General features: G+C 68.3%; 3 protein-coding genes. All 3 read right to left on the bottom strand.

Annotated elements, in window-relative coordinates; translation table 11 throughout:
* On the bottom strand, window positions 1–210 hold a 210-nt coding region (locus tag ACK6AU_RS18295), incomplete at its 3' end, for a hypothetical protein (protein WP_409300516.1).
* Window positions 207–14,996, bottom strand: coding sequence for an SDR family NAD(P)-dependent oxidoreductase (locus ACK6AU_RS18290; protein WP_409300514.1), 14,790 nt, complete (start codon window positions 14,994–14,996; stop codon window positions 207–209). The genes ACK6AU_RS18290 and ACK6AU_RS18295, both read right to left, overlap by 4 nt.
* 56 nt (window positions 14,997–15,052) lie before the next feature.
* Window positions 15,053–24,274: an SDR family NAD(P)-dependent oxidoreductase gene (locus tag ACK6AU_RS18285; protein WP_409300512.1), complete on the bottom strand. Its 9,222-nt coding sequence runs from the start codon at window positions 24,272–24,274 to the stop codon at window positions 15,053–15,055.
* Window positions 24,275–24,277 lie beyond the last annotated feature (3 nt).

Here is a 24,277-nt window from a genome sequence, read left to right as displayed (position 1 = left end):
AAACCGCCTGCGCCGGCCCGGCCGGGAAATGCCCCGCCCAATGCGTACCCCCGCGTTTCCCTCGCAAACCGCCGGCCGTTCTCCGCGACCCTCCTGGGCCACGTCCTGGCTATCGGCCTTGAGCCGCCGCAACAGTTGCCCGGCCTCGTCGGCGCTGATCTGGCGCTGTTGCAGCCGGGCGATGATGGATTGAAATGCTTGGCTGCTCATGATTGTCCCTTCCCCACCGCTGCCTGCGCGATGCCCTGGTTGGCCGCGACGCTGTCGTTGACGATTTTCAGCAATTCATCGATTGCCAGTTCACCGTTGAGAAACGCCGCCTCCAGGTGCTCTACGGATGTGCCTGGCGGCGCCACCATGGCCTGCTCCGGGCTTGCGCCCAGGCGGGCGCATTGCCTCGGGTAATGCTCCAGCAGGTAGTCCACCAGGGCTTGCAGCGATGGGTAGTCGAACAACAGCGCCGTGTTCAGTTCCAGGCCCAGGGCATCGCCGATGTGGCTGACGAAGCTCACGCCGAGGATCGAGTCGACACCGTAGTCGGCGAACGGCTGGTCCACCTGGATACGCCCGGGCTCCAGTTGCAGGGCCTTGGCCAGGCCCTCCAGGGCCAGGGCGGTGAGCGCCGTGCGCGCGCCCTCGGTGGTCGCGGTGGTGACAGGCGCAGTCGCAGGCGGGATCGCGCGCGGCGCGGCACTGGGCAGGGCCTGCGGATGCTGTCGAGTCTCGTCACGGCGCCCGACTATCACCTGCTGGCCCAGCTCATGGGCGCACTGTGCGGGGAACAGCACCTGGTCGAAACCGCTCTCGCCCAGCACGCTGGCCCAGCTCTGCGGGGCCAGCGCCGGAGTACCGGGAATGCGCAACTGCGGATCTTCGTACAGCCACCAGCCCTTGAGCAGGCCGAAGGTCAGGTGGGAGAACAGCGATTGCTGGCTGATTTCGTTCAGTACCAGGATCCCGCCGCCGCGCAGCAAGGACGCGGCATGGGCCACGGTCCGGCGGATGTTGCTGGTGGCGTGCAACACATTGGCGGCAATGACGATGTCATAGCCGCCCTCCTCCAGCCCCTGGGCGTGTGGCGGCTGCTCGACGTTCCACACCTGGTAGCTGAGGAAAGGATGGTCCGGGCCATAGGTTTTCCTGGCGTACAGCAAGAACGCTTGGGAAATGTCGGTGTAGCAGTATTCGGCGATGCGCTCGCGCCAGGGTTGCAGCGCCGGCAGCACGATGGAGCTGGTGCCCCCGGTGCCGGCGCCGATCTCGAGGATCCGCAGCGGTCGCTGCGCTGTGCTGGCAGGCAGCATTTCCAGGTGCTGTCGCACCACTGCGGCCACCACCTGGTTGAAGTAGTCGGACAAGGCGTTGTCGCGGTATACCCCCTCGACCTTGCTCATCGAACCGTTGGGAAACAGCACATCGGTGGCCTGGGTGCTACCGGCGAGTATCGCCGGCAGCTGCCGCAGGCAAGCGTCCACCAACTGCACCTGGGCCTTGCGCTGGGGCTCGGCGAGCAACGAGTCCCTGAGCCGGTCCCAGGGTTGCTCCAGCTGTTCCACGGGCGCCTGGGCAGCCAGGGCGGCCTGGCTCCCCCGCCGTTCGATCAGCCCATGCTGCTGCAACCACTGCAGGCTGGTGGTCCACCAGCGGCCATAGTGCTCGCCGATACCCGCTAACTGGCGCAGGGCGTCGCACTCGTCGAACTGTCCCGGCTGCAAGAACACGCCCAGGCGGCGCAATTGGGCCAATGTCATGGCCGCCAGGGCGGCATCGAAAGGCAACGGATCGTGGGCCGCAAGCAACGGCCGGGCAGCCAGGCGATAGCGCTCCAAGCCATTCTCGCCCCCCTGTGCCGCATCCTGGCCAAGGATCACCCGTGCGGGTTGCAACTGCATCAATTGGCGGACCGGCGCCGAAGCCGCCATGCACAGTACCTGCTCCAGCTGGCCACGGCTCAGGGCGTCGATGAAGCGGGCGAAACACAGGAAGCCCTCGCGGTCCTCCAGGGCCGCGGCGTGGCGACTCATGGGTTGCGCCGCCGGATCGGCCTCCTGTTGCTCGGCCAGGGAAGCCAGCCAGAACCCCCAGTGGATGGCCCCTACCGGGAACCCGGCCTGCTGTCCCAGGCTGCGCACCAGGGCATCGCCGAAGGTGATGCCGGCGGCATAGGCGCCCAGGCGCGCAGCGCCGGAAAAGGCAAAGCTCTGCCCGGACGAGAAGTAGCACATGAAGTCCAGCGGCTCATCGGCCAGCGCCCGGTAGAACTCGATGGCGCCCCGGCTCTTCACTGCCAGGATCGCCTCGAACTGCGGCTCGGGGATACGCGTCAGTGGATCTTCATGGCTGAACACCACCGCGGAGAAGATCGCCCCATTGATCGCCCCGTAGCGCTGCTTGATCTCAGCCACGGCGCCGTGCAGCGCCGCCGGATCGTTGGTGTCGGCTTGCAGGTAGTGCAACTGCGCCGGCGCGGCCAGGCCGGGAACCTGCTGCCGGCACTGGGCAAGCCGGCGTTGCACCTGGGGATCGTCCACGGCGCGGCGCCCGAGCCAGATCACCCGGGCCTGGTAATCGGCCAGCAGATGGCGACTGATGATCGAACCCACGGTGCCAGCGCCGCCGAGAATCACATAGACCCCGCCACGCTTGAGCGCCGGCGTGCTGAAGTGGCCGTCGGCCGGTTGCCCCTGGGGTTGCCAGCCCAGGTTGAAGATGCGCTGGCGATAACGCACGCCATCGCGCAACCCCACCACCTCGCCCCGGGCCAGCCCGGCCTCGCCCTGGATCTGGCGCAGCAAGCGCGGCCGGCTCCGGGAATCGAGCAACTCGCGGTGATCGACATCCAGGTTGCGCACGCGAAACCGATGCTCGCCCTGGGCCATGGCATAGGCCATGCCCGTCAGCCCGCCGCCCACGACGTTCACCGACCCGGTGCCGATGGCGAAGTTGTCCTGGCTGATGATGTAGCTGTCGATGGACGGGCAAGGGCTGTGTTGCTTGAGCCATTTGCCCAGGCGCAACAGGAGGATCTCGTTGGCCTTCGGACTGTCCAGTTGCGCCTGCCAGTGACTGGGCTCGGCATGACCGCCAAAAAAGTACAGGCAGTCGATGGGCGCCTGGGTACCCGGGCACTGCTCCAGCGCTTGCGGATCGTCCACGTCCAGTTCCCAGTGGTCCGGGGCCAGGCAGGTCGTGCGCTGGCCGGGTTCCAGGCGAATCACCCGGCCACCGTCGGTGGCGAAGCCGGCGCCGAGCAGGTACTGGGCGGCAAGTGCTTCGACCATGGGCCGGTTGCTGGCATCGGCGACGATCAGCACGCAGCGTTGCCCGGCAATCGCCCGCTCGGCAATCTGCGCCTGGTCGTCCTGGTCATCGGCCTGCCAGCGGGCCAGGTAGCTCAGGTGGTCAATGCTGGTCGCTAGCGGCAATCCGCTGGGCGCCGTCGCGGCCTCGGCGCCGGGCACCGGCTCCAGGCTCGGCAGCCAGTAGGATTCCCGGGCGAAGGGATAGACCGGCAGGCTGATCCGATACGGCGGCGGCCCTTCACGGCCGACCTGCAACTGCGACCAGTCGACGGCCTCGCCACGGGTCCAGGCCGCCAGCAAGGATTGCGCCAGGGGCGCGCCCGGGGCATCACCATGCTCGGCCGGGAGCTCGGCGGCCGCGCGCTTGCCGCGCAGGTCGGCGCCATATGCCCCCGGCGGGGCCGCGCCGTCGTCGATGAAGGCGCGCAAGGCCATGGTCAGCGCCGCAGGCGAATCGACGATCAGGCCAAGTCGCACCGCCATCGTTTCCCGCCCCTGCTGCAAGGTGTACGCCAGGTTCGCCAGTTCGCCGCCCGCCAGCGCCGGACGCGCCTCCAGGTAGGCCAGCAGCGCCTGTGCATAGTCGCGCAGGCGCTCCGGGTCCCGGGCCGAGAGCAGGATCACCTCGACCGCCCCAGCGCTGGGCAGCTCGCGGTACTCGGCATGCTCCTGCAGCAGCACATGGGCATTGGCGCCTCCGGCCCCGAAGGACGAGACCCCGGCGATACGCCGCCCGCCATCGGCCGGCTGCCAGTCGGCGAGCCGCTGCTGCAGGTGGAACGGCGTGGTTTCCAGGTGCAGGTTGGGATTGAGCGTCGCCGCGTGCAGGCTCGGCACCAATTGCTTGTGCTTGAACTGCAGGAGCACCTTGCTCAACCCGGCGATGCCGGCGGCACCTTCCAGGTGACCGATGTTGGCTTTCACCGAACCCAGGGCGCAGCGGCCAGGCTCCACGCCATCGGAGGCGAAGGCCTGGACCAGGCCGCTCACCTCGATCGGATCGCCCAGCTCGGTGCCGGTGCCATGGGCTTCGATATAGCTGATCTGGCGGGCATCGAGCCCGGCCTCTGCGATGGCCTGGCGGATCACCCGGGCCTGGGCCTGGGGGTTGGGCACGGTGTAGCCGTTGGTCTTGCCGCCGTGGTTGACCGCCACGGCGCGGATCAACCCGTGGATGTTGTCGCGATCGGCCAGGGCCTGGGACAGGGGCTTGAGCAGCACCGTGCCGACGCCCTCGCCCGGCACGAAGCCATTGCCGCCCTCGCCGAAGCTGCGGCAGCGGCCGTCCCTGGAGAGCATCTGCCCGGCGCTGAGCTCGACGTAGTTGGACGGATGCAGGTACAGGTTGACACCACCGGCCAGGGCCATCCGGCATTCGCCGCGACGCAGGCTCTGGCAGGCCCGGTGCAGGGCGCTCAGCGACGACGAGCACATGGTGTCCACCGGTTCGCTCGGGCCGTTGAGATCCAGTACATAGGACACCCGGTTGGCAGTGGAACTGAACGAGGTACGGGGAAAGACCAGCTGGCCCCGGGCACGCAACTCGGGGCCATAGAGGCCATAACCGGTCTTGGTGATGCCGGCGAAGACCCCGACCTTGCCCTGGTACTGCCTGGCCAGGTCGGCCCGGGTGATCCCGGCGTCTTCCAGGGTTTGCCAGCAGGACTGCAGGAACAGCCGTTCCTGCGGGTCCATGTTCAGCGCCTCGCGCGGCGAGATATTGAAGAACAGCGGGTCGAACTCGGCGAAGCCATCGATGAACCCGCCCCACTTGCTGTAGCTGCGGCCCAGCTTCAGGGCCTCGGCGACCGAGTCGACATAGAAGTCCTCGAGTGGCCAGCGCTGCGCGGGGATCTCGGTGATGCTGTCGCGCCCGGCCTTGAGGTTCTCCCAGTATTGTTCGAGGTTGGCCGCCTGGGGGTAGCGACCGCTGATACCGATGATGGCGATGGGCTCGACGGTGTCCAGCGGCGCGGCTGGCGCTGCCGCCTGGGCAGGCGCCTGGCCGGCCGGCTGGGCGCCCAGGCCGCTCCACAGCAGGCAAGCGCGTGGGTGCTCGGCCACCAGGTAGGCGGCCAGCGCCTGCAGGTTGGGGTATTCGAAAAACAGCGTCTTGGACAGCAGGCGCTCCGCCGGGGGCAACTGGGTCAGCGTCGAGAATACCTCCTCCAGCGCCCGGTTGAGCCGGATGATCATGATCGAGTCGATGCCGTATCGCTCCAGCGGTGCCAGGGTTTCGACCCGACTGGCCGGCAACTTGGTGACAGCGCAGAACACCGCCTTGAGCCGGTCCAGGATCGCTTCGTCGAGCTGCGTGGAGTCGCCAGCGGGTGCCGTCGAGCCCTGCTCCGGCTCGCTCACCCCAGGCTCGGTGGCGGCGAAGTGTCCGCGAATGCGCGCCAGGTCGCCCTCGATCACCAGCAGCCGTTCAAGGCCCGCGCCCAAGCCCAGCTGCAAGGCCTGGATCCCCTGCAACGACTGCATGGGCACCATGCCGCTGTGCTGGCGAATATGCGCCTGGTCAGCGGCGCTGACGCGCATGCCACCGTCGCGCCACAACGGATAGGCGAGCGCCAGGGTCTGGCCAAAACGCAAACCCTGCTCGACCCGCTGGTTACGCCAGGCGGCGAAATGGTCGATGAAGCCGTTGGCAGCGGCGTAGTCGGCCTGGCCGATGCTGCCGAGCACCGCCGAACAGGACGAGAACAACACGAAGAAATCCAGATACAGCTGGCGGCAGGCATGGTCGAGCAGTTCCGTGCCCAATACCTTGGCGGCGAATACCTCGACCAGGTCCTGGGGTGTTTTCTGGGCCAGCAAGCGGTCCCGGTTGATCCCGGCGGCATGCAGTACCCCATCGAGCCCGCCGTGGTCGGCGCGAATCCTCGCGACCAGGCGCTCCAGGGCCTGGGCATCGGTCAGGTCCAGCGCCTGGTAGACCACCGTGGCGCCCAACCGGCCAATGGCCTGCAACTGCGCCTGGCGCGCCTCGTCCAGGGTCGAGCGCCCGACCAGGATCAAGGTGGTCTCGCGGCATTGCTCGGCAATCGCCCGGGCGAAGATCAGCCCCAGGCCACCGGCACCGCCAGTGATCAAGTAGACTCCGCGATCCTTCCAGGGCACATGCACGCCGCCGCGATTGGCAGCACCGTCGTCCGCCAGTTCCTGCCATTGCAGTTCCTGGTGCTCGCCCTGCGCTGCAATCCGTTGCAGCACCGAGCTGGCGCGCTGGCGGCGCTCCCCCCACAGGCTGGTCAAGCGCGCCAACTGCGCCGCCGGCAGTGGTTGGCCGGCGTCCACCCGCACCAGCAGGCACCTGGCGCTAAGCGATGGCTGCTCCAGGCAGGCCGTTTTCAACAGCCCCTCCAGGCCTGCGTAGAGCCCCTGTTCCGGGGTCTGTTCGGCGATCATCAGTTCTATCTGGACCCGCTCCTTCAACCCTTGCACGCACCGCAGCAAAGCAATGGCCAGCTGTTGGTAGCAGGCTCCCGGAGTGCTCTTGTCGCAAGCCAGCACTTGCGCCTGGACCCCGGCACCGCCAACGCGGGCCAGCTCCTGCAACTGCGCCAGTTGTGCCGGGTCGAAGCCGACCCACAACAGCAAGCGCCGATGGCTCCCGGCCCCGGCATCGAAGCTCGTGCCCAGGGGTTCCTGCCACACCGGGCGAGCAAGGAACAGCCCGGTCGCCGGCGCAAGCTCCGGCGTCGGCGACCGGGCCGGCTCGGCGGCAGACACGGGCACCTGCTCGATCCAGTAGCGCTCCTTGGCGAATTGATAGGTCGGCAGGTGAATGCGCCTGGCCGAACCGGCCGGCCACAACCCCGCCCAATCGACCTGCGCCCCGGCCAGCCACTGGCTGGCCAGGGGGTCGTGGTCGCCGCTGAGCGCCGGTGTTTCGCCGTCGGCCAGGCGCAGCAGCCGCGTGCGCAATTGCCCGGCATCCTCGGCGACCACCAGCGCCCTCACGGGCATGGGTTCCCGGGCGGTTTGCAAGGTGAAGGCCAGGTGTTGGAGCGGCACGTCGTTGTGCTCCAGCCAATGCGCCAGGGCCCTGGCGTTGTCACGCAGGCTATCGAGGGTCTTGGCCGAGAGTGGCACGAGCCGGCCGACAGTTTCCGGCGCCTGGCCCGCGGCATCTAGCGGCTGTCCTTGATATTCGCCGACCACCAGGTGAGCATTGGTGCCGCTGTGGCCGAAGGAATTGAGCGCGGCGAGCAAGCGAGTGCCACCGCTGGCTTGCCAGTCCTGAGCCTGGCGGTTGATGTAGAACGGCGAATGTTCCAGTTCGATCAGTGGATTGAGGCAGGTGAAACCGGGCATCGCCGGCAACGTGCGCTGGCGGATCGACAGCAGGACCTTGACCAGGCCGATGACTCCGGCCGCCGCCGCGGCGTGGCCCAGGTTGGCCTTGGCGCTGCCCAGCACGCAATAGCCCCGGGCCTCGGTGAACGAGCGGAAGGCGCGGATCAACGCGTTGGCCTCCACCGGGTCTCCCAGCCGGGTGCCGGTGCCATGGGCCTCGACATAGCTGATCTGCTCCGGGTCGATGGCGAACTTGTGCCAGGTATCACGCAACAGTTGCTCCTGCGCTTCGCCATTGGGCGCGGTGATGCCGTTGCTCAGGCCATCCTGATTGATCCCGGACGCTTCGATGACCCCATGGATCGGGTCGCCGTCGGCCTCGGCGTCTTCCAGGCGCTTGAGTACCACCATGGCCACGCCCTCGGAGATCACGGTGCCATCGGCAGCCGCATCGAACGCATGGCATTGGCCGCTGGGGCTGAGCATGTCGATGGCCGACAGGCTGACCAGCCCACGCTGGTCCAGCAACGCATATACGCCGCCGGCCAGCGCCATGCGGCTTTCGCCGTGGCGCAGGCTTTCGCAGGCTTGGTGGATCGCCACCGCCGAGGACGAGCAGCCGGTATTGACCACCATCGCCGGTCCCCTGAGATCCAGGCAGTAGGACAGCCGCGAAGCGATGATGGCCTCGGACCCGCCGGTAAAGGAGTCATGCTGGTAGCCCCCCGGCTCGGCGCCGACATACAGGCTCACTGCCTGGCCCGCCAGGGTCCGAGGGTCGTAGCCGGCATCCTCGAGCGCCTTCCAGCTTTCTTGCAGCACCAGTCGCTGGTGGGGCGTCATCGACTCCGCCTCATGGGGAGTGAGGCTGAAAAACAGTGGATCGAAGCAATCGCGGTCCTTGAGGATGCCGGCGCGCTTGCAACGGCTGGTGCCCGGCCGGCCATCCGTGCTGTAGGCCTCGGGCCGCAGATAGTCCGGCCCCAGCTCCTGCACGCTGTCGTAACCGGCCAGCAGGTTGGCCCATAGCTGCTCGACGTTGTCGGCGCCGGGGAACTGCCCGGCCATGCCGATCACCGCGATCGGCCCCGGACGGCCCTGCGTGGTGCCGGCGGGAACCGTGCCCGCCAGCGCGGCGGCCACGACCGGATTGTCCGGCAACCGGGACGCTGGCGGGTCCTGGACACTGGCCGCGGTACCGGCCAGGGCCGCGGCGATCGGCGCGCCATGGGCCTGCAGCAGGTAGGCTTGCAACTTGGCCACCGTGGCCTGCTCGAACAGGATCGCGCTGTTGAGCGTGATTCCCAGTTGGCTGCCCAGGTGCTTGAGGAACCCGACGCCGAGGATCGAGTCCACGCCGTAGTCGGAGAATGGCGTGTTCAGGGCGATGCCCTGCTCTTCGGCCTTCAGGGTCCTGGCCAGGGCCTGGACGATCAGTTGCCGCAACCTGCCTGGAACATCGGTGCAGGGGGTGGTGGCGCTGGCAGGTGGCAGGTTCACGCTGGACTCCTTGTCGGGTGCGGGCGCGGCCGGTTGTTGCAGCGTGACGACTGGCGACGCCAGGGCGTCGCCATGGGCGGTGATGATCTGCTGCCCCAGGGCGATGGCCGGTGGGATGTGCGCCAGGACCCGTTCGAAACCGCTGCTGCACAGCAGCTGCAGCCAGGTCCGCTCGGCGATCAACGGTGAACCGGGGATGCGCAATGCCGGGTCGTCGTACAGCCACCAGCCATCGAGCAAACCGAAGGTGACGGTAGCGGCGCAGGTCTTGCGGTTCAGTTCGTTCAACGCCAGCAGGCCGCCATTGCGCAACAGCGAGCGGACCCGCCCCAGGGTGCGGCGCATGTCGCCGGTGGCGTGCAGCACATTGGTGGCGACGATGACGTCATAGGCCGGGACGCTGTCGTGGCCCTGGCTGATGTCCAGGATGCGCGTGGTGAAGTAGGGCCGCCCCTGGGCGAAGCTGGCCTGGCCATGGTGCAGGAAGGCCCGGGACAGGTCGCTGTAGCAGTACTCGCCGATGTGCCCGGCCCAGGGTTCCAGCGCTGCCAGCAAGGCGGCGGTGGTGCCGCCGGTGCCGGCGCCCACTTCGAGGATGCGCAGCGCCCGGCCGGGCTCGGCTTCGGCCAGCCGCTGGATGTGGGCACAGACCTGGACGGCCAGTTGCCGGTTGAAAAAGTCCGCAAGGCTGTTGTGCTTGTAGATACCCTCGACCTTGTCCATCGAACCGTCCGGGAACAGCAGGTCCGTGGCCTGGAGCTGCCCGGTCAGGATGCGTGGCAGGTGCAGCAGGCAATCGTCGATCAGCGTCACCTGGACCTGCCGCTCGGGGTCCGCCAGGTACCGGTCGCGCTGGTCCTTCCAGGCGGCCAGGATCGCGTCACGGCGGTTCCGGGCGATGGGGGTGGCCACGGCGAATGTCGCGCCCTGCCGGCGCAGGTGACCCTGTTCCACCAGGATCGCCAGGCATTCCTGCCACCAGCGCCGGTAGCGCTCGCCAATCCCGGCGCGCTGGCGCCAGTGTTCGGCGTCATGGGCGTCGCTGGTCACGAAGATCCCCAGGGTCTGCAACTGGACCAACAACAGCACGGCGATGGACTGATCGAGTATCCGGTGCTCGAATATCCGTTGCAGGCGTTGGTGTTCGGCCGCTGGCAACTCGACCGACGGGGCGGCGGCCGGCAGCAGCTCGCCAGGCTCGAAACGCAACGGCCGGCCCTCGGGCACCGCCATCAACTGGCGTACCGCGGGCGATGCCTTGAGGCACAACAAGCGAGGCAGCGAGCCGCTGGCCAAGTGCCCGACGAAGTGGCGGAAGCAGGCAAACCCTTCGGCATCCTCGAGGGCGTCCAGGTGCTCGCTGATCGGCTGCGCTTGGAGCGAAGCACGCCAGAACCCCCAGTTGATCACCCCCACCGGAAAACTGGCGGTGGCCGCGATCCTGGCGGCGCAAGCATCGGCGAAGGTGATGCCACAGGCGTAGGCGGACAGCTTCGCCGCACCGGAAAAGGCAAAACCCTGCCCGGACGAGAAGTAGCAGAGAAAATCCAGCGGCTGCCCTGCCAGGGCCTGGTAGAAGTTCAGGCTGCCACGGCTCTTGACCTGGAGAATGTCCTGGAACTGCTCTTCGCTGGTGTGGCGGATGCTGTTCTCGAAGTCGAAGACCATGGCCGAGAACACCGCGCCATTGATCCGCCCGTAGCGCTGGGTGACCTGGGCCACGGCCCGCTGCAACTGCGCCAGGTCCGTTGCGTCGACCTGCAGGTAGTCGACCCGTCCACGCAGCGATTCGGCCGCCAGGCGCTGGCGCACCGGTTCGCTGTCCGCGGGTTGCCGGCCCAGCCAGACCACCCGGGCCTGGTAATGCTCGACCAACTGCCGGCTGAGCACCTGGCCGATCACTCCGCTGCCGCCAAGAATCAGGTACACCCCATCGTGCCGCAGCGCCGAGGGGCTGGTGCCGGACGGTGGCGGCAGCACCAGCGGCGCCAGTTGCTGGACGAAGCGTTCGCCGGCGGCCAGCTTGACCGGCTCGCCGCGCAAGGCGGCAGGTTCGGCCAGGATCTGCGCCACCAGCCGCTGCCGGCTGGCCGGCTCTTCGAGGTCGGCGGGGTCCAGGTCCAGCTGGCGCAGGCGCACCCGGTACTCACCCTGGGCCATCGCATAACCCAGGCCGGTGCTACCCGCCCCCACGGGATTGCCCGAGGGTGCCGAGCCGGCGAAACCGTGGCGAGCGAACGACAACAGGAAGCAATCGATGACGTGCTCGCCAGCCTGCTGGCCCAGGGCCTTGAACAGGCGCAACAGCGGCAGCTCATGGTGCTGCAGGCTGTCGGCCAGCTCTGCCAGCGACAGGTCGGCCGCTTGTGGCGCGACGCTCACCAGGATCTGCGCCAGCGGCCCCAGCGTCGCCAGGGTGTCGGCCAGGGCTGCCGGGTCGCCAGCATCGCAACGCCAGTGACCCGGTGCCAATTCGGCAGACGCGCCCGGCTCGCAATCAATCCGCAACAACCGGCGGCGGTCCTGGTAATGCGCGTGCAAGGCCGTCTGCAAGGCTTCGCTGATACTACCGGCCTGGCCCAGGGTCACCAGCAACACCGCTCCGGGGCCTGGCTCCGGCGCCGGTTCCGCGGCTGCCTGGACCTCCCAGCGTGGCAGGTAGCAGCAATCGTCGAGGTCCGCCGCCGTCGGCGTCTCGACCGGCCCCCCAGGGGCTGCTGGTTGGGCCAGGCCAGGAAGCCAGTAGCTGTCTCGGGCGAAGGGATAACCCGGCAGGCTGATGCGCCTGGGCCGCCGCTGGGTGTCATCGCCGTAGAGCCGTGGCCAGTCCACGCTGGCACCCAGCACCCAGGCGGCCGCCAGTTGCTCCAGCCGCGCCTGCTCCGGCAATGGCGCGTCGGCGGCCGGCGGCCCGTAGGGATCGCACTGGCCCTGGAATACGTGGCCTTGGGCCGTACCGGCCAGCCACTGTTCCAGGCCTTGCTGGAGTTGCGCCACTGACGCCACTGTCAGCGCCAGGCGCTCGGCCAGGGCTTCGCGCCCGGTCTGCAGGGTCCACGCCAGGTCGTCCAGGGCCAGGTCCGCGGCTGCTTCACCGGCCAGGAAATCCAGCAGCCGCGTGGCCGACTCCGCCAGGCGCTGGGGATCCCTGGCCGATAGCGGGATCAACCAGGGGCCGGGCATGGCCGGCCGCAAGTCCACCTGGGCCAGATGCTCTTCGACGATCAACGAGGCATTGGCGCCGCCGGCCCCGAACGACGAGATCGCGGCGATGCGCGTCGCGCCATTGGCCGTCCAGGGTGCCAGGCGCTGCTGCAGGCGCAGTGGGGTCTCGTGGAAATCGATCCGTGGATTGGGCTGCGCGGCATGCAGCGACGGCGCCAGCTGGCGGTGCTTGAGTTGCAGCAGCACCTTGCTCAGCCCGGCGATGCCGGCGGCGCTTTCGCAGTGGCCGATATTGCTCTTGATCGAGCCTATGGCGCATTGCATGCCCGCCTGCTTGGCCAGGACCCGGTTCAATCCGCTGATCTCGATCGGATCGCCCAGCGCGGTGCCGGTGCCATGGGCCTCGATATAGCTGAGCCGACTGGGGTCCAGGTGCGCTTGCACCAGGGCCTTTTCCAGCACCCGCTGCTGCGCCGTGGCGCTGGGTACGGTATAGCCGTTGGTCTTGCCGCCGGCATTGGTGGCGCTGCCGCGAATCACTCCGTAGATCCGGTCGCCGTCGGCGAGCGCTCGGGCCAGCGGCTTGAGCACCACGGCGCCGACGCCCTCGGCATCGACGAAGCCATCGGCCTCATTGCCGAAGGCACGGCACTGGTCGCCGGACGAGAGCATCATCATTTCGCATAGGCCAAGGTAATGCCGGGCATTGACGATCAGGTTGACGCCACCGGCGATGGCCACCTCGCAGCGTCCGCCGAGCAGGCTCTGGACCGCCAGGTCGATCGCCGTCAGCGACGACGAGCACGCGCTGTCCACCACCAGGCTGGGCCCCTGCAGGTCCAGCTGGTAAGACACCCGGTTGGCGATCGACCAGTAGTTGCTGATGGGGTTGTAGCTACCGTTCATGACCCCGACGAACACCCCGACCTCGCCCTGGCGATGCAGGGTCGCCGGGTTGTAGCCCGCGTCCTCGATGCTGTGGTAGGCCACCTCCAGGAACAACCGCTCCTGCGGGTCCATGCGTTCAGCCTCGGTGCGCGAGATGCGGAAGAACCCCGGATCGAACTGGTCGATACCCTCGATGAAGCCGCCCCAGCGGGTGTATAGATGCCCGGGGGTGCCTTTTTCCGAGGCGAAGTAACGCCGCCAGTCCCAACGTGTGCGTGGAATCTCGCCGATGGCGCAATGCCCGGTGGCCAGGTTGTGCCACAGCTCATCCATGGATCGGGCCCCGGGGTAGCGCCCGTCGAGGCCGATGATGGCGATACCGGCTGCCGCGCCGGCGGCTATCGCCGGCGTAGCGCTGGATGGCGCGCCGGCGTCGGGCCGTACCTGCTCGGATGCTCCCAGCAACGCCTCGAGCTCGGGGCCCCGATGCAGGATGAAGTGGTCGGTCAGCGCCGCCAGGGTCGGCACTTCAAAGAACACCGCGCTGTCGACGGCGGAAAAATGCGCACTGAAGGCATGGGTCAGGCGCACCACCAGGATCGAGTCCAGGCCATAGTCTTCCAGCGGCCGGGTCAGGCTGAGCTTGGTGGCGGGGATTTTCAGGGTCGTGCCGACCAGGTCGCGCAGGAACCCGGCGACCTGCTGCCACCAGTCACCGGCAACGGCCGGCTGCGCCAACGGCGCAGGTAGCGGTGCAGGTTCGTGCGCGGGGGCAGGCGCTGGCCGGCCCAGGGGCTGGCGGACGATGCCGTCGCTCTGGGCCAGGATGATCTGCTGGCCCTGGTCGTGGGCTTCGCGAGCCGGGAACAGCACCAGGCCGAAACCTTCCTGCTCCAGCACCGCCTGCCAGCCAGCCGGCGACAGGCCGGGGCAACCGGGAATGCGCAAGGCCGCATCGCGGTAGTGCCACCAGCCTTCGAGCAGACCGAAGCTCAGATGGGTGAACAGCGAGGCCTGGCTGATTTCGTTGAGCAGCAACAAGCCGCCCTTGCGCAACAGCGCCTTGGCGTTGCGCAGGGTCTGGCGGATATCGACGGTGGCGTGCAACACGTTGCTCGCCACCACCAGGTGATAGCGATCGACCTCCATGCCCTGCTCGGCGCAAGGCCGGGACACGTCGAACAGCCGGGTCCGCAGGAAAGGGTTGGCCGCACCGAACTGTTCGGCGCCATGCTGCAGGAAGGCCTGGGACAGATCGGTGTAGCAGTACTCGGCGATCTGCGCGTGCCAGGGCGCCAGGGCCGCCAGCAGGCCCGCCGTGGTGCCGCCCGTACCGGCGCCGATCTCCAGGATCCGCAACGGCTCGGCCGGCTCCGGGCGGGTTTCGATATAGGCCAGCGCCGCGGCGATCAACACCTGGTTGAAGTAATCGCACAGCTGGTTGTTCTTGTAGACGCCCTCCACCAGGCTCATCGTCCCCTCGGGGAAGAGGATCCGTGGCGCGCTCAGCTCCCCGCGCAGCAGCGCCGGCAAGCCTTTGAGGCAGGCATCGAGCAGACGCGCCCTGGCCACCAGTTCAGGTTCGCGGCTCCAGCGCGACAACTGCTCCTGCCATTGCTGCCACAGCACCTGGGCCGGGCCGCGCTCGACCCCGGCCACATACCCGAGGCTTTCCTCCAGCCAGGGCCGCAGGTAATCCGGGACATTCGCGCCAAGGCGCTTGAGGTCCTCGGCGCGGGCAAGCCCCAACTCGTCCAGCTGGCTGGCCAACAGGCGACGCGCCAGTGCCTCGAGCTCAGCGAAAATTCCAGCGCCGGTGTGATGTGCGGCTGTTTGCATGCTTCAACTTCCCTGTGACGCGTCTGCTTTGGATGAATGAATGCCGGCTGCGGCCTCTAGGTAACGGCCAAGGCCATCAGCCGTTCCCGCAGCCGCTCCTGCAGGGCCGCGGTGTCGGGCACCGACCGGGTGTCGAGCGTGAGTTGCTCGCGGCCCAGTAATCCGGCCAGGCTGTCCGGGCCCTCGTTCGATACGGGCGCCAGGAGCTTGAGCAGTGCCAGCTGGCCCAGGTCTGCGGCCAGCAGTTGATCGATGGCTCGCAAGCCTTCCTCCGGCTCGATGGAGCCCAGCCCCAGGGCCTGCATGCGCTGCCGATAACGCGGGTCGCTGACCGTGCCGACGCTTCCCCAGTAGCCCCAGTTGATCACCTTGACCGGGCAAGCCCAGCGCTCCCCGAGCTGGCGGGCGAAACCGTCGGCGAAAGTGCAGCCCGCCGCATAGTTGCTTTGTCCGGCGGCGGTGCTGAAGGACATCATCGAAGAGAAGAACAGCACGAAGTCCAGGGTCGCGGCGCTCGCGCCGAAGGCCTGGGCCAGGGCCACGCTGGTCGCGACCTTGGCCTGCAACACCTGGCTGAAGGTCTGCTCATCCATATTGGCCAGGCTACGGTCCTTGAGCACGATGGCCGAATGCACCACCCCATTGATCCGGCCAAAGCGCTCGCCCACCTCGCGTTCGATCCTGGCCAACTGCTGCGCATCCGCGGCGTCGGCCTGCAGGTAGACCGGCGCCGGAGCGCCGTGCATCGAGCTGATGGCGGTCAATTCGTCGAGTTTCGCCGCGACCTCCCCCTCCAGCGCCCGCCGTCCGACCCAGATCACACGGGCGCGATGCCGGCTGATCACATGCTGGCTCCAGACGGCGCCGATGCCACCGGCACCGCCGATGACCAGGTAAACGCCGCCGTCGCGATAGACCGGCATCGCGGCCGCCAGCGCATCGGCCTTGACCTGTACCAGTTGCCGGCGCCACCACTGGCCCTGGCGCAACGCCAGCGGCTCGCCGGAGGCGAGCGCGGCGAACGGCGCGCCGCCCAGCGACGGCAGTTGCTGCTCGGCCAGGTCCGCCAGGCGCACCGTCCAATGCGGGTATTCCTTGGCCAGCGAGCCGGCCAGCCCATGCACCGCGGCATGGGTCACATCGCAGGACTCGCCGGGATGGATGGCCAGCGCCTGGGCGGTAAGCAGGGTCAGGCGCAGCGAGACACGACCATGGCCCAGCTCCAGCAGGGCCTTGATCAGCCGGAACAGCGCCAGGACACCCTGTTGCTGCGCAGCGACCAGGTCCGCGCCGGGCTCTACGGGCGGCGCCAGCCACACCACTTCCTCGAGGCTGGGGTGGGCCTGCAGCACGCCGAGATAGTCGTTCCTGCCATCCTCCAGCAGCTCCGCCCGGGGATAAAGCGTGGCCAATGCCTGGCGGCGCGCCGGCGTGGCGCCGAAGACCAATACCGGGCCCTGGGCTTGCTGTTCTTGGGAGGCGCCGTCGAGCACCGACCAGACCGGCGCCAGCAGGTGCCGTGTAGCGCTGGGTGGTTTGTTTTCCGTCACGGTATCGGGCCTCCTGGAGCTCAAGCCGATGAACCGTGCGCACAGCCGCCCCTGGTCGTCCACCAGGTCGATGTCGCAGCACTGGCGTGGCGGGTCGCTGCACAGCAACGCCCACATCCGTCGCTGGCAAGGGGCGATGAGTTCCAGGCGCTGCAAGGCGAAGGGCAACAGCAGTGGCCAGGGGCCGGCCAACTCACCGCTCAGTGGCAGCAACAGGCCGATGGCTGCCTGCAATGCGCCGTCGGCCATGCCGGGCTCCAGCCACCAGTCAGATCCGGGCGTGAGGTCTTGCAGCTCCAGCCGCGCCAGCACCTGGCGCTGGCCGTCCTGCTCGGCGATCTGCAGCTGGCGGATCGCGCGGTGGCTGGGCCCGTAGTCCAGGCCCATTCGCTGGAACAGCCCGTAGACGGCTTCAGCCTCCAGCTGGCGTGCCCAGGATCGTGTCCGCCACTGCGCCAGGTCCGGCGTCTGGGTTGGCGCGGGTGTCGCGGCGCTGACCCGGGCCTGGCAATGCACCACCGGCTGGTCGCCGTCAAGGCTGTGCAGGGTGAGCGCCAGGTGCCCCGCCGTGGCTTGCAGGTCCAGCTGCAAGCGGCGCGGCGTCCCTTGCACCGTCAAGGGCGCCAGCCAATGGAGCGGCTCGATGACCATGCCCCGAGCGGTTCCCGCGTCGCGAACCTGGCTGACGGCGACCCTGATCATCTCCAGGTAGGCGACACCGGGCAAAGTCTTGTGCCCGGCCACCTGGTGATCGCGCAGCCAGGGCTCGTCACCCCGCAGCAGGCTGGTGAAGGCCGGATGCTCCGGGCTCGGGTGCCGCGCCTGCAACAATGGATGTGCCGCCGGGACCGGTGGCCGCGGGCCGCCCACGGGCGCCCAGTAACGCTCGCTGGCGAAGGGATAGCTCGGCAGGCCGATGCGCCGGGGGCGCTCGCCCTGCCCGGCGCGCAACGCGGCCCAGTCGATCCGCAAGCCGTCGCACCACAGTTCCAGCACCTGCTGCCACAGCCCCTGGGCCAGCAACTCGATCAGCGGCTCCTGCCGGGAGTCGGGCCATTGCTGCTTGAATTGCTCGAGCCGTTGACTGGCCAGTTGGCTGTCACCGCGAATCCAGCCGCTGCTGTCGCCGCCGGCCAGCGCGCGCAGCGACCCCAACAAGCTATGCAGGGACGAAGTGACGAGCGCCGCGCGATGCGCCATGGCCTCGCGCCCCACTTGCAGGGTCCAGGCCACCGCCGCCAGGCTGTCGCCGGCCTCGGCCCGTTCCAGCCTGGCCAGCAGGCGCCCGGCGATCTGCCGCAATTGCTCGGGCTCGCGGGCCGACAACAGGATCATCTGCGGCTGTGCGGTATCGCTCGCCAACGGTCGGGGCCGTGGGTATTCGGCGACGATCAGGTGGGCATTGGAGCCCCCGGCGCCGAACGACGACAGCCCAGCGATGCGTGGCATGGGCCGGCCCGCCTGCACTGCCTGCGGCCACTGGCGCAGCTGCTGGTTGACCTTGAGGGCCGTGGCGGCGAAATCGATGAAGGGATTGAGGGTCTGCGAATGCAGCGAAGGCGCGATTTGCCCGTGCTTGAGCTGCAAAAGCACCTTGGTCAGGCCAGCGATTCCAGCCGCGGCCTCGCAGTGTCCGATATTGGACTTCACCGAGCCGATCCAGCAGGTCTGGTCCGGCGCACGCGGACCCAGGGCCTTGTCCAGGCCGGCGATCTCGATCGGATCGCCCAGGCGGGTGCCAGTGCCGTGGGCTTCGATGTAGCTGATAGCTGCCGGCTCCAGCCCGGCATCGGCCAGCGCGCCGCTGATGGCCGCTTGCTGCGCCCGGGGGTCCGGGACGCTGTAGCCGGTGCTCTTGCCGCCGTGATTGAGGTGGCTGCCCTTGATCAGGCCATGGATCTGGTCGCCATCACGCTCGGCATCTGCCAGGCGCTTGAGCACCACCACGCCAACCCCTTCGCCCGGGACATAGCCGTCGCCGCCTTCACCGAAGCTGGCGCACTGGCCCTGGTTGGAGATGAACTGGCCGCTGCTGAGCATCAGGTACTTGTTCGGATGCAGCGTCAGGTTGACGCCGCCGGCGATGGCCATGCTCGTACGGCCGCTGTGCAAGTCCTGGCAAGCCAGGTGCAGGGCCGTGAGCGAACTGGAGCACATCGAATCCACCGCCAGGCTCGGGCCCTGCAAGTTGAGGCAGAACGACACGCGGTTGGCGATGCTCGCGCTGGAACCGGCGAACCCCATGCGCTGGCCGCGCAGGCTGGCTTCGGCGCCCAGCAGTTGGTACTCGTTGTACATCACCCCGGCATAGACGCCGACCTGCGGTCCCGAGCCCTCCTGCCCGGTGCCGAGCTGGCGGCTGTAGCCGGCGTCCTCCATGGCCGCCCAGGCGGTTTGCAGGAACAGCCGTTCCTGGGGATCGAGCAGCTCGGCCTCCAGTGGCGAGATATTGAAGAACAGTGGGTCGAACCGGTCGATGTCCGCGATGAACCCGCCCCACTTGCTGTTATGTACGCCGGCCTGGCCGCGGTCGGCGCTGTAGTAGTCGCGCCAGTCCCAGCGCTCGGGAGGAATCTCGCGGATGCTGTTGCGGCCCTGGCTGAGGTTCTGCCAGAAGGCCTCCAGGTCTTCGGCGTCCGGATAGCGCCCGGCGATACCGATGATCGCGATATCGTCATGCACCGGCGGGTTCGCCAGGGGCTGCGGCGCACCGCTGTGGAACAGACGCCGGAGCGCAGCGCCAGGGGCGCGCTCTGGCGCCTTGGTGGTCCGCACCGCCAGGTAGCCAGCCAGGGCGTCGAGGCTGCAATGCTCGAACAGCAAGGCCGGCGGCAACGCACCGAACACCTGTCCGAGGCGCCGGGTGAGCGTGAGGATCTGCAACGAATCGAACCCCAGCTCCTCGAAGCAGCGCGAGTCGTCGCTGCGCTCCAGCGGCCGCTGCAAGACCTCGGCCAACAGGCCGCGCAGTTGCTCAGCGAGCGGTGCCGATACAGGGCTCGAGACCTGGCGCGCGGCAAGATGGCCAACCAGCTCGCGCAGGCTCGGGTACTCGAAGAACAACGTCTTGGACAGCGGGCCGAAGCGTTTTTCCAGGACGGCGGTCATTTCCAGGATCATCAGCGAATCGAGCCCGTACTGCTCGAACGGCAGCTCTTCGTCCAGCCGTTGCGGTGCCAGCTTCAGGGTCTTGGCCAGCAACTGGCGCAGCCAACTCGCCAGATCCACAGCGTCCAGCGCCGCGACCTCGGCCACCGGCGCCGGGCCGGCGTCGAGCAAGGCGCGCAGTTTCTCGCCGTCGCGGCCCGCCAGGACCATCAATTGTTCCGCATCGCTGTGCAAGGCCTGGTAGAACGCCTTGACGCCGGTGGCGCTGGCCATGGCTTCGATGCCCGTGCGCTCGGCCAGCAGGCGACGTGCGCCAGCGCTCATGTGCAGGCCGCCCGCCTGCCAGAGCGGCCAGTTGATCGCCAGGGTCCGGCCTTGCCGGTCGCCAGCGGCGACCTGGCGGTTGCGCAGGCTGGCAAAGGCATCCAGATAACCATTGGCGGCGGCGTAGTCGCACTGTCCGGCGTTGCCCAGAACACTGGCGATGGAGGAAAACAGCACGAAGAAGTCCAGTGCCAGGCCGCTGCTGCAGCGGTCCAGGTGCTGCGCGCCGGCGACCTTGGCGGCAAGGACGGCGGCAAAGTCTTGCGCGCTCTTGTCCACCAGCAGGGCGTCACGTGTGATACCCGCGCAATGGAGGATCCCGTGCAGTGCGCCATGACGCTCGATGAGGTCGTCGATCAAGCGCTGGACCTGGTCGGCGGCGGCCAGGTCCAGGGCCTGGTATTCCACTCCCGGTCCCAACTGGGCCAGCTTCTCCAGCAGCTCGGGCGCAGTCGCCGGCGTGCGGCCACAGAGCACCACGCGGGCTCGGGGCGCCGCCGATCCGATCGCCCGGGCCATGATCATGCCGATCCCGCCCAGGCCACCGGTGATCAGGTACACGCCGTCCGCTCGCCACGGCGCGGGGCCGTCGCCAAGGGGCTGGGACAGCCAGCACAACTGCTGGCGCCGCAACGTCCCGGCCTCGGCCAGGTAGCGCAGCTGGCGCTCCGCAGGATCGACCGCCTCGGCCGCCAAGGCACTGGCCAGTTGCCAAGGAGTGAGCCCTGCCGCCACCTCGACCACCTGGCAGACCAACGCCGGCTGCTCCCGACTGGCACTGCGCAACAGCCCGGCCAGGCCGACATGGCCCACAGGCTCATCGGCGGCGATCAACAGCTGCAGCAGGCATGGCCGCGCGTCCTGGAGCAAGGGCTTGAGTTGCGCTGCCAGGGCCTGCGCGGCTTGCTGGTAGTCGCCCGGCGCCAAGGCATGACAGCCGATGCCCGAGGCCTGTAGCGCTTCGGCCAGCCCGGCAAAGGCTTCATGCTGACCCAGGACCAGCACCTGTCGATCGAGGTCCGGCGCGGGAATCGCGCTGGCCGGTTGGACCTCGCGCCACTGCTTGCGGCACAGCAAGCCGTCGCTCGCCTCGGGACCGGCAGTGGCGACCCGGAACGACAACTGGTGGAGCAAGGCGCAGCACTGGCCCTGCTCGTCGAACAACTCAAGGTCGAAGCGATAGCCTTGGGCCGTCCCGCCCGCCCGGCGAATTCGTACCTGCAACGTTGCCGGGCAGTCGGCCAGCAGCACCCACTGCCCCACCCTGTCGGGCAACAGCAGCGGTGGTCGCTCGCCCAGCTCATCCAGCAACAAGGCCATGACCCCTTGCATAGCGGCATCGAGCAAGGCTGGATGAATGGCGAAGCCCGCGTTCGCCGCCGGATCCTCGAGGGCCACCCGGGCCAAGGCTCGGTCGTCCCAGCGCGCCAGCGTCAACAGGCGACGATGGCTGTGCCCATACTCGATGCCCATGGCGGCCAGGCAGCGATAGCAGGCCTGGATATCCACTGTCCGCGGAGCGCCGCCGGCGGCCTCCAGCGACGGCGCCGGGACCGCGCCAAGGGCGGCCTGCGCCTGGCAATGCAATTGCAACTGGGCGGCATGATCGTAGGAATAGAGGCCGACCCGGTACTGGTCTTGCGCCTGTGCTTGCACCTCAAGGAACAGCTCCCCGGCAGCGGCGGTTTCGACGCTGAACGGCTGGTGCCAGGCCAGGTCGCGAACCAGCAACGCTTGGCCGGCGGGTAGCGCGCGGCCCAGGGCTGCGGTCAACGCCGCCTGGATCATCGCGACCATCGCCGCCCCGGGCAGCACGCCCTGGCCGTTGACACGATGCTCGGCCAGCAGGCTTTCGGTACCGCTGAAGCGGGTCAGGTAACGCAAGCCATGCAGGTCCGATACATTGCGCTGGAGCAGCGGATGCAGGTGGGTTTCGCCGCTGCTGACAGGCAGCTCCCGGGCCGCGGGAGCCTGCCAGTATCGCTCGCGGGCGAAGGGGTAGCCCGGCAGGCTCAGGGGCGCCGGACGGCCCTGCGGATACATCTGCCGCCAGTCGAGGTCGGCACCGGCCAACCAGGCGTCGAGGGCGGCCTGGCTGGCCGCCCGATGCATGTCGTGGCCAAGCGCCGGGCCGGGCAACGGCGTGGCGGATTTGGCCCGAGTGCGGGCCTGGGTGGCACCGCTGGCGATAAAGTCGTGCAGTCGTTCCTGCAATTGCGCCAGCGAACCGACCAGCCATCCACAGCGCTGCTCCATGGCCTCGCGCGCCAGTTGCAGGGTGCAGGCCAACGCTGGCAAGCCAGCCCCTTGCACTGCCTCGTGGGCCAATTCGTCGAGCAGCGAACGGGCTTGCTGCAACAATTGTTCGCGGCTCTTGGCCGACAGCAGGATGATCGCCGGGCGCTGTTCGTCCACGACCATGGCGGGCCTTGGCCGTTGCTCCTGGTACTCCTGGATCACCAGGTGGGCATTGGCGCCACCGGCGCCGAAAGACGACACGGTGGCGATGCGCGGCGCCGCCTTGAGCACACCGCCGACCTCGACCTGGACCTGGGGCCACTCGGCCAGGGTTTTCTGCACCCTGAAGGGGGTGGCGGCAAAATCGATTTCCGGGTTTGGCGCATCGGCGTGCAGCGACGGCACCAGCTGCCGATGCTGGAGTTGCAGCAGCACCTTGGTGATCCCGGCGATACCGGCCGCGCTTTCGCAATGGCCAATGTTGGACTTGATCGAGCCGATGGCACAGTACTGAGCGCGCGCAGTGCCCGCCCCGGCATTGAACGCCCGCGCCAGGCCGGCGATCTCGATCGGGTCGCCCAGGGCGGTGCCGGTGCCATGGGCTTCGACATAGCTCACGGAGCTGGGGTCGACGCCGGCGCGGGCCAGCGAATCGCTCACCAGGCGCGCCTGGGCCAGGGGGTTGGGCACGGTGTAGCCGTTGGTCTTGCCGCCGGCATTGAGCATGCTGCCCTTGATCACACCGTAGATCCGGTCGCCATCGGCCTCGGCCCGGGCCAGCGGCTTGAGCAACAAGGCGCCTACACCCTCGCCCGCGACAAATCCGTCGGCGTCGGCGCCGAACGCCTTGCAGCGCTGGCCTTTGGAGAGCATCTGCATTTCGCTCAGGCCCATGTAGTGCACTGGATCGACCAGCAGGCTGACCCCGCCGACCAGCGCACAGTCGCTGACGCCGCTGTGCAAGCTGTCGAGCGCCAGGTGGATAGCCGTGAGCGATGAGGAACAGGCGGTGTCCACCGCCAGGCTCGGCCCCTGGAAGTTGAATTGGTAGGACACCCGGTTGGCCACCGACCAGTAGCTGGACTGTCGGTTATAGGTGCCGTTCATCACACCGACGAACACTCCGACCCGCTGTCCCTCGGCCAGGCGCGCCGGGGTATAGCCGGCATCGCCGATGCACTGGTAGGCCTCTTCCAGGAACAGGCGCTCCTGGGGGTCCATCTTCAAGGCTTCGCGGGGCGAGATATGGAAGAACAACGGGTCGAACTTGTCGATCTCGTGGATGAAGCCACCCCAAGGGGTGTAGATGCGCCCGGGAGTACCGGGAACCTGGTCGAAATACTGGCGCCAGTCCCAACGCTCCCGCGGTACCTGGCTGATGCAGTTGCTGGCGTTCTTCAGGTGCTGCCACAGCTCGCGCACGTTGGCCGAATTGGCGTAGCGTCCCGCCAGGCCGACGATGGCCACATCGGTGCCGGGCCTGCCGGGTGGGGGGTGGACGGGCGGTGGCGAGGCAAAGCGTGACTTGCCCGGCATGATCGGTTGCCCGCTCGTTCCGGCGGCGGGAGCCGGCGGTGGCGCGGCCTGGTCCAGGCCCAACAGGGACTTGAGGCGTTCTTTCTGGGTAGCGACGAAATGCCCGGCCAGGGCCTCGACGGTCTGGTATTCGAAGAACAGCGTGCTGCTGACCCCACCGAGCTGGTCACGCAGCAAGTTGGTGAGCTGCACCACCAGGATCGAATCGATGCCGTAGGTCTCCAGCGCTTCACGGGCGTCGATCTCTTGCGGAGCGATCTTGAACAGCCCGCCGATGACCTGCTTGAGGTGGTCGATCATGCCCGCCTTGAGCTGGTTGTCGTCCACTGCCAATGGCGCGTCGAGCGGCCTGGGCAATGCTGGCGCTGGCGATGGCGCTGGCGCCGCGCTGGGTGACGGGCGCGCCGCAGTGCCGGCGCCGCTTGCCAGGGGCTCGCAGCGATCCTGCCAGACCACGCCATTGCTTCGGGCGATGATCACTTGCTGGCCCAAGTCGTGAGCGGCCAGGGCGGGAAACAGCACATG

The organism is Pseudomonas sp. KCJK8993 (assembly GCF_046230915.1).
GTDB classification, from domain to species: domain Bacteria; phylum Pseudomonadota; class Gammaproteobacteria; order Pseudomonadales; family Pseudomonadaceae; genus Aquipseudomonas; species Aquipseudomonas piscis.
Note: the sequence above shows the minus strand (reverse complement) of the source record. Positions and strands in the feature narration are given on the sequence as shown.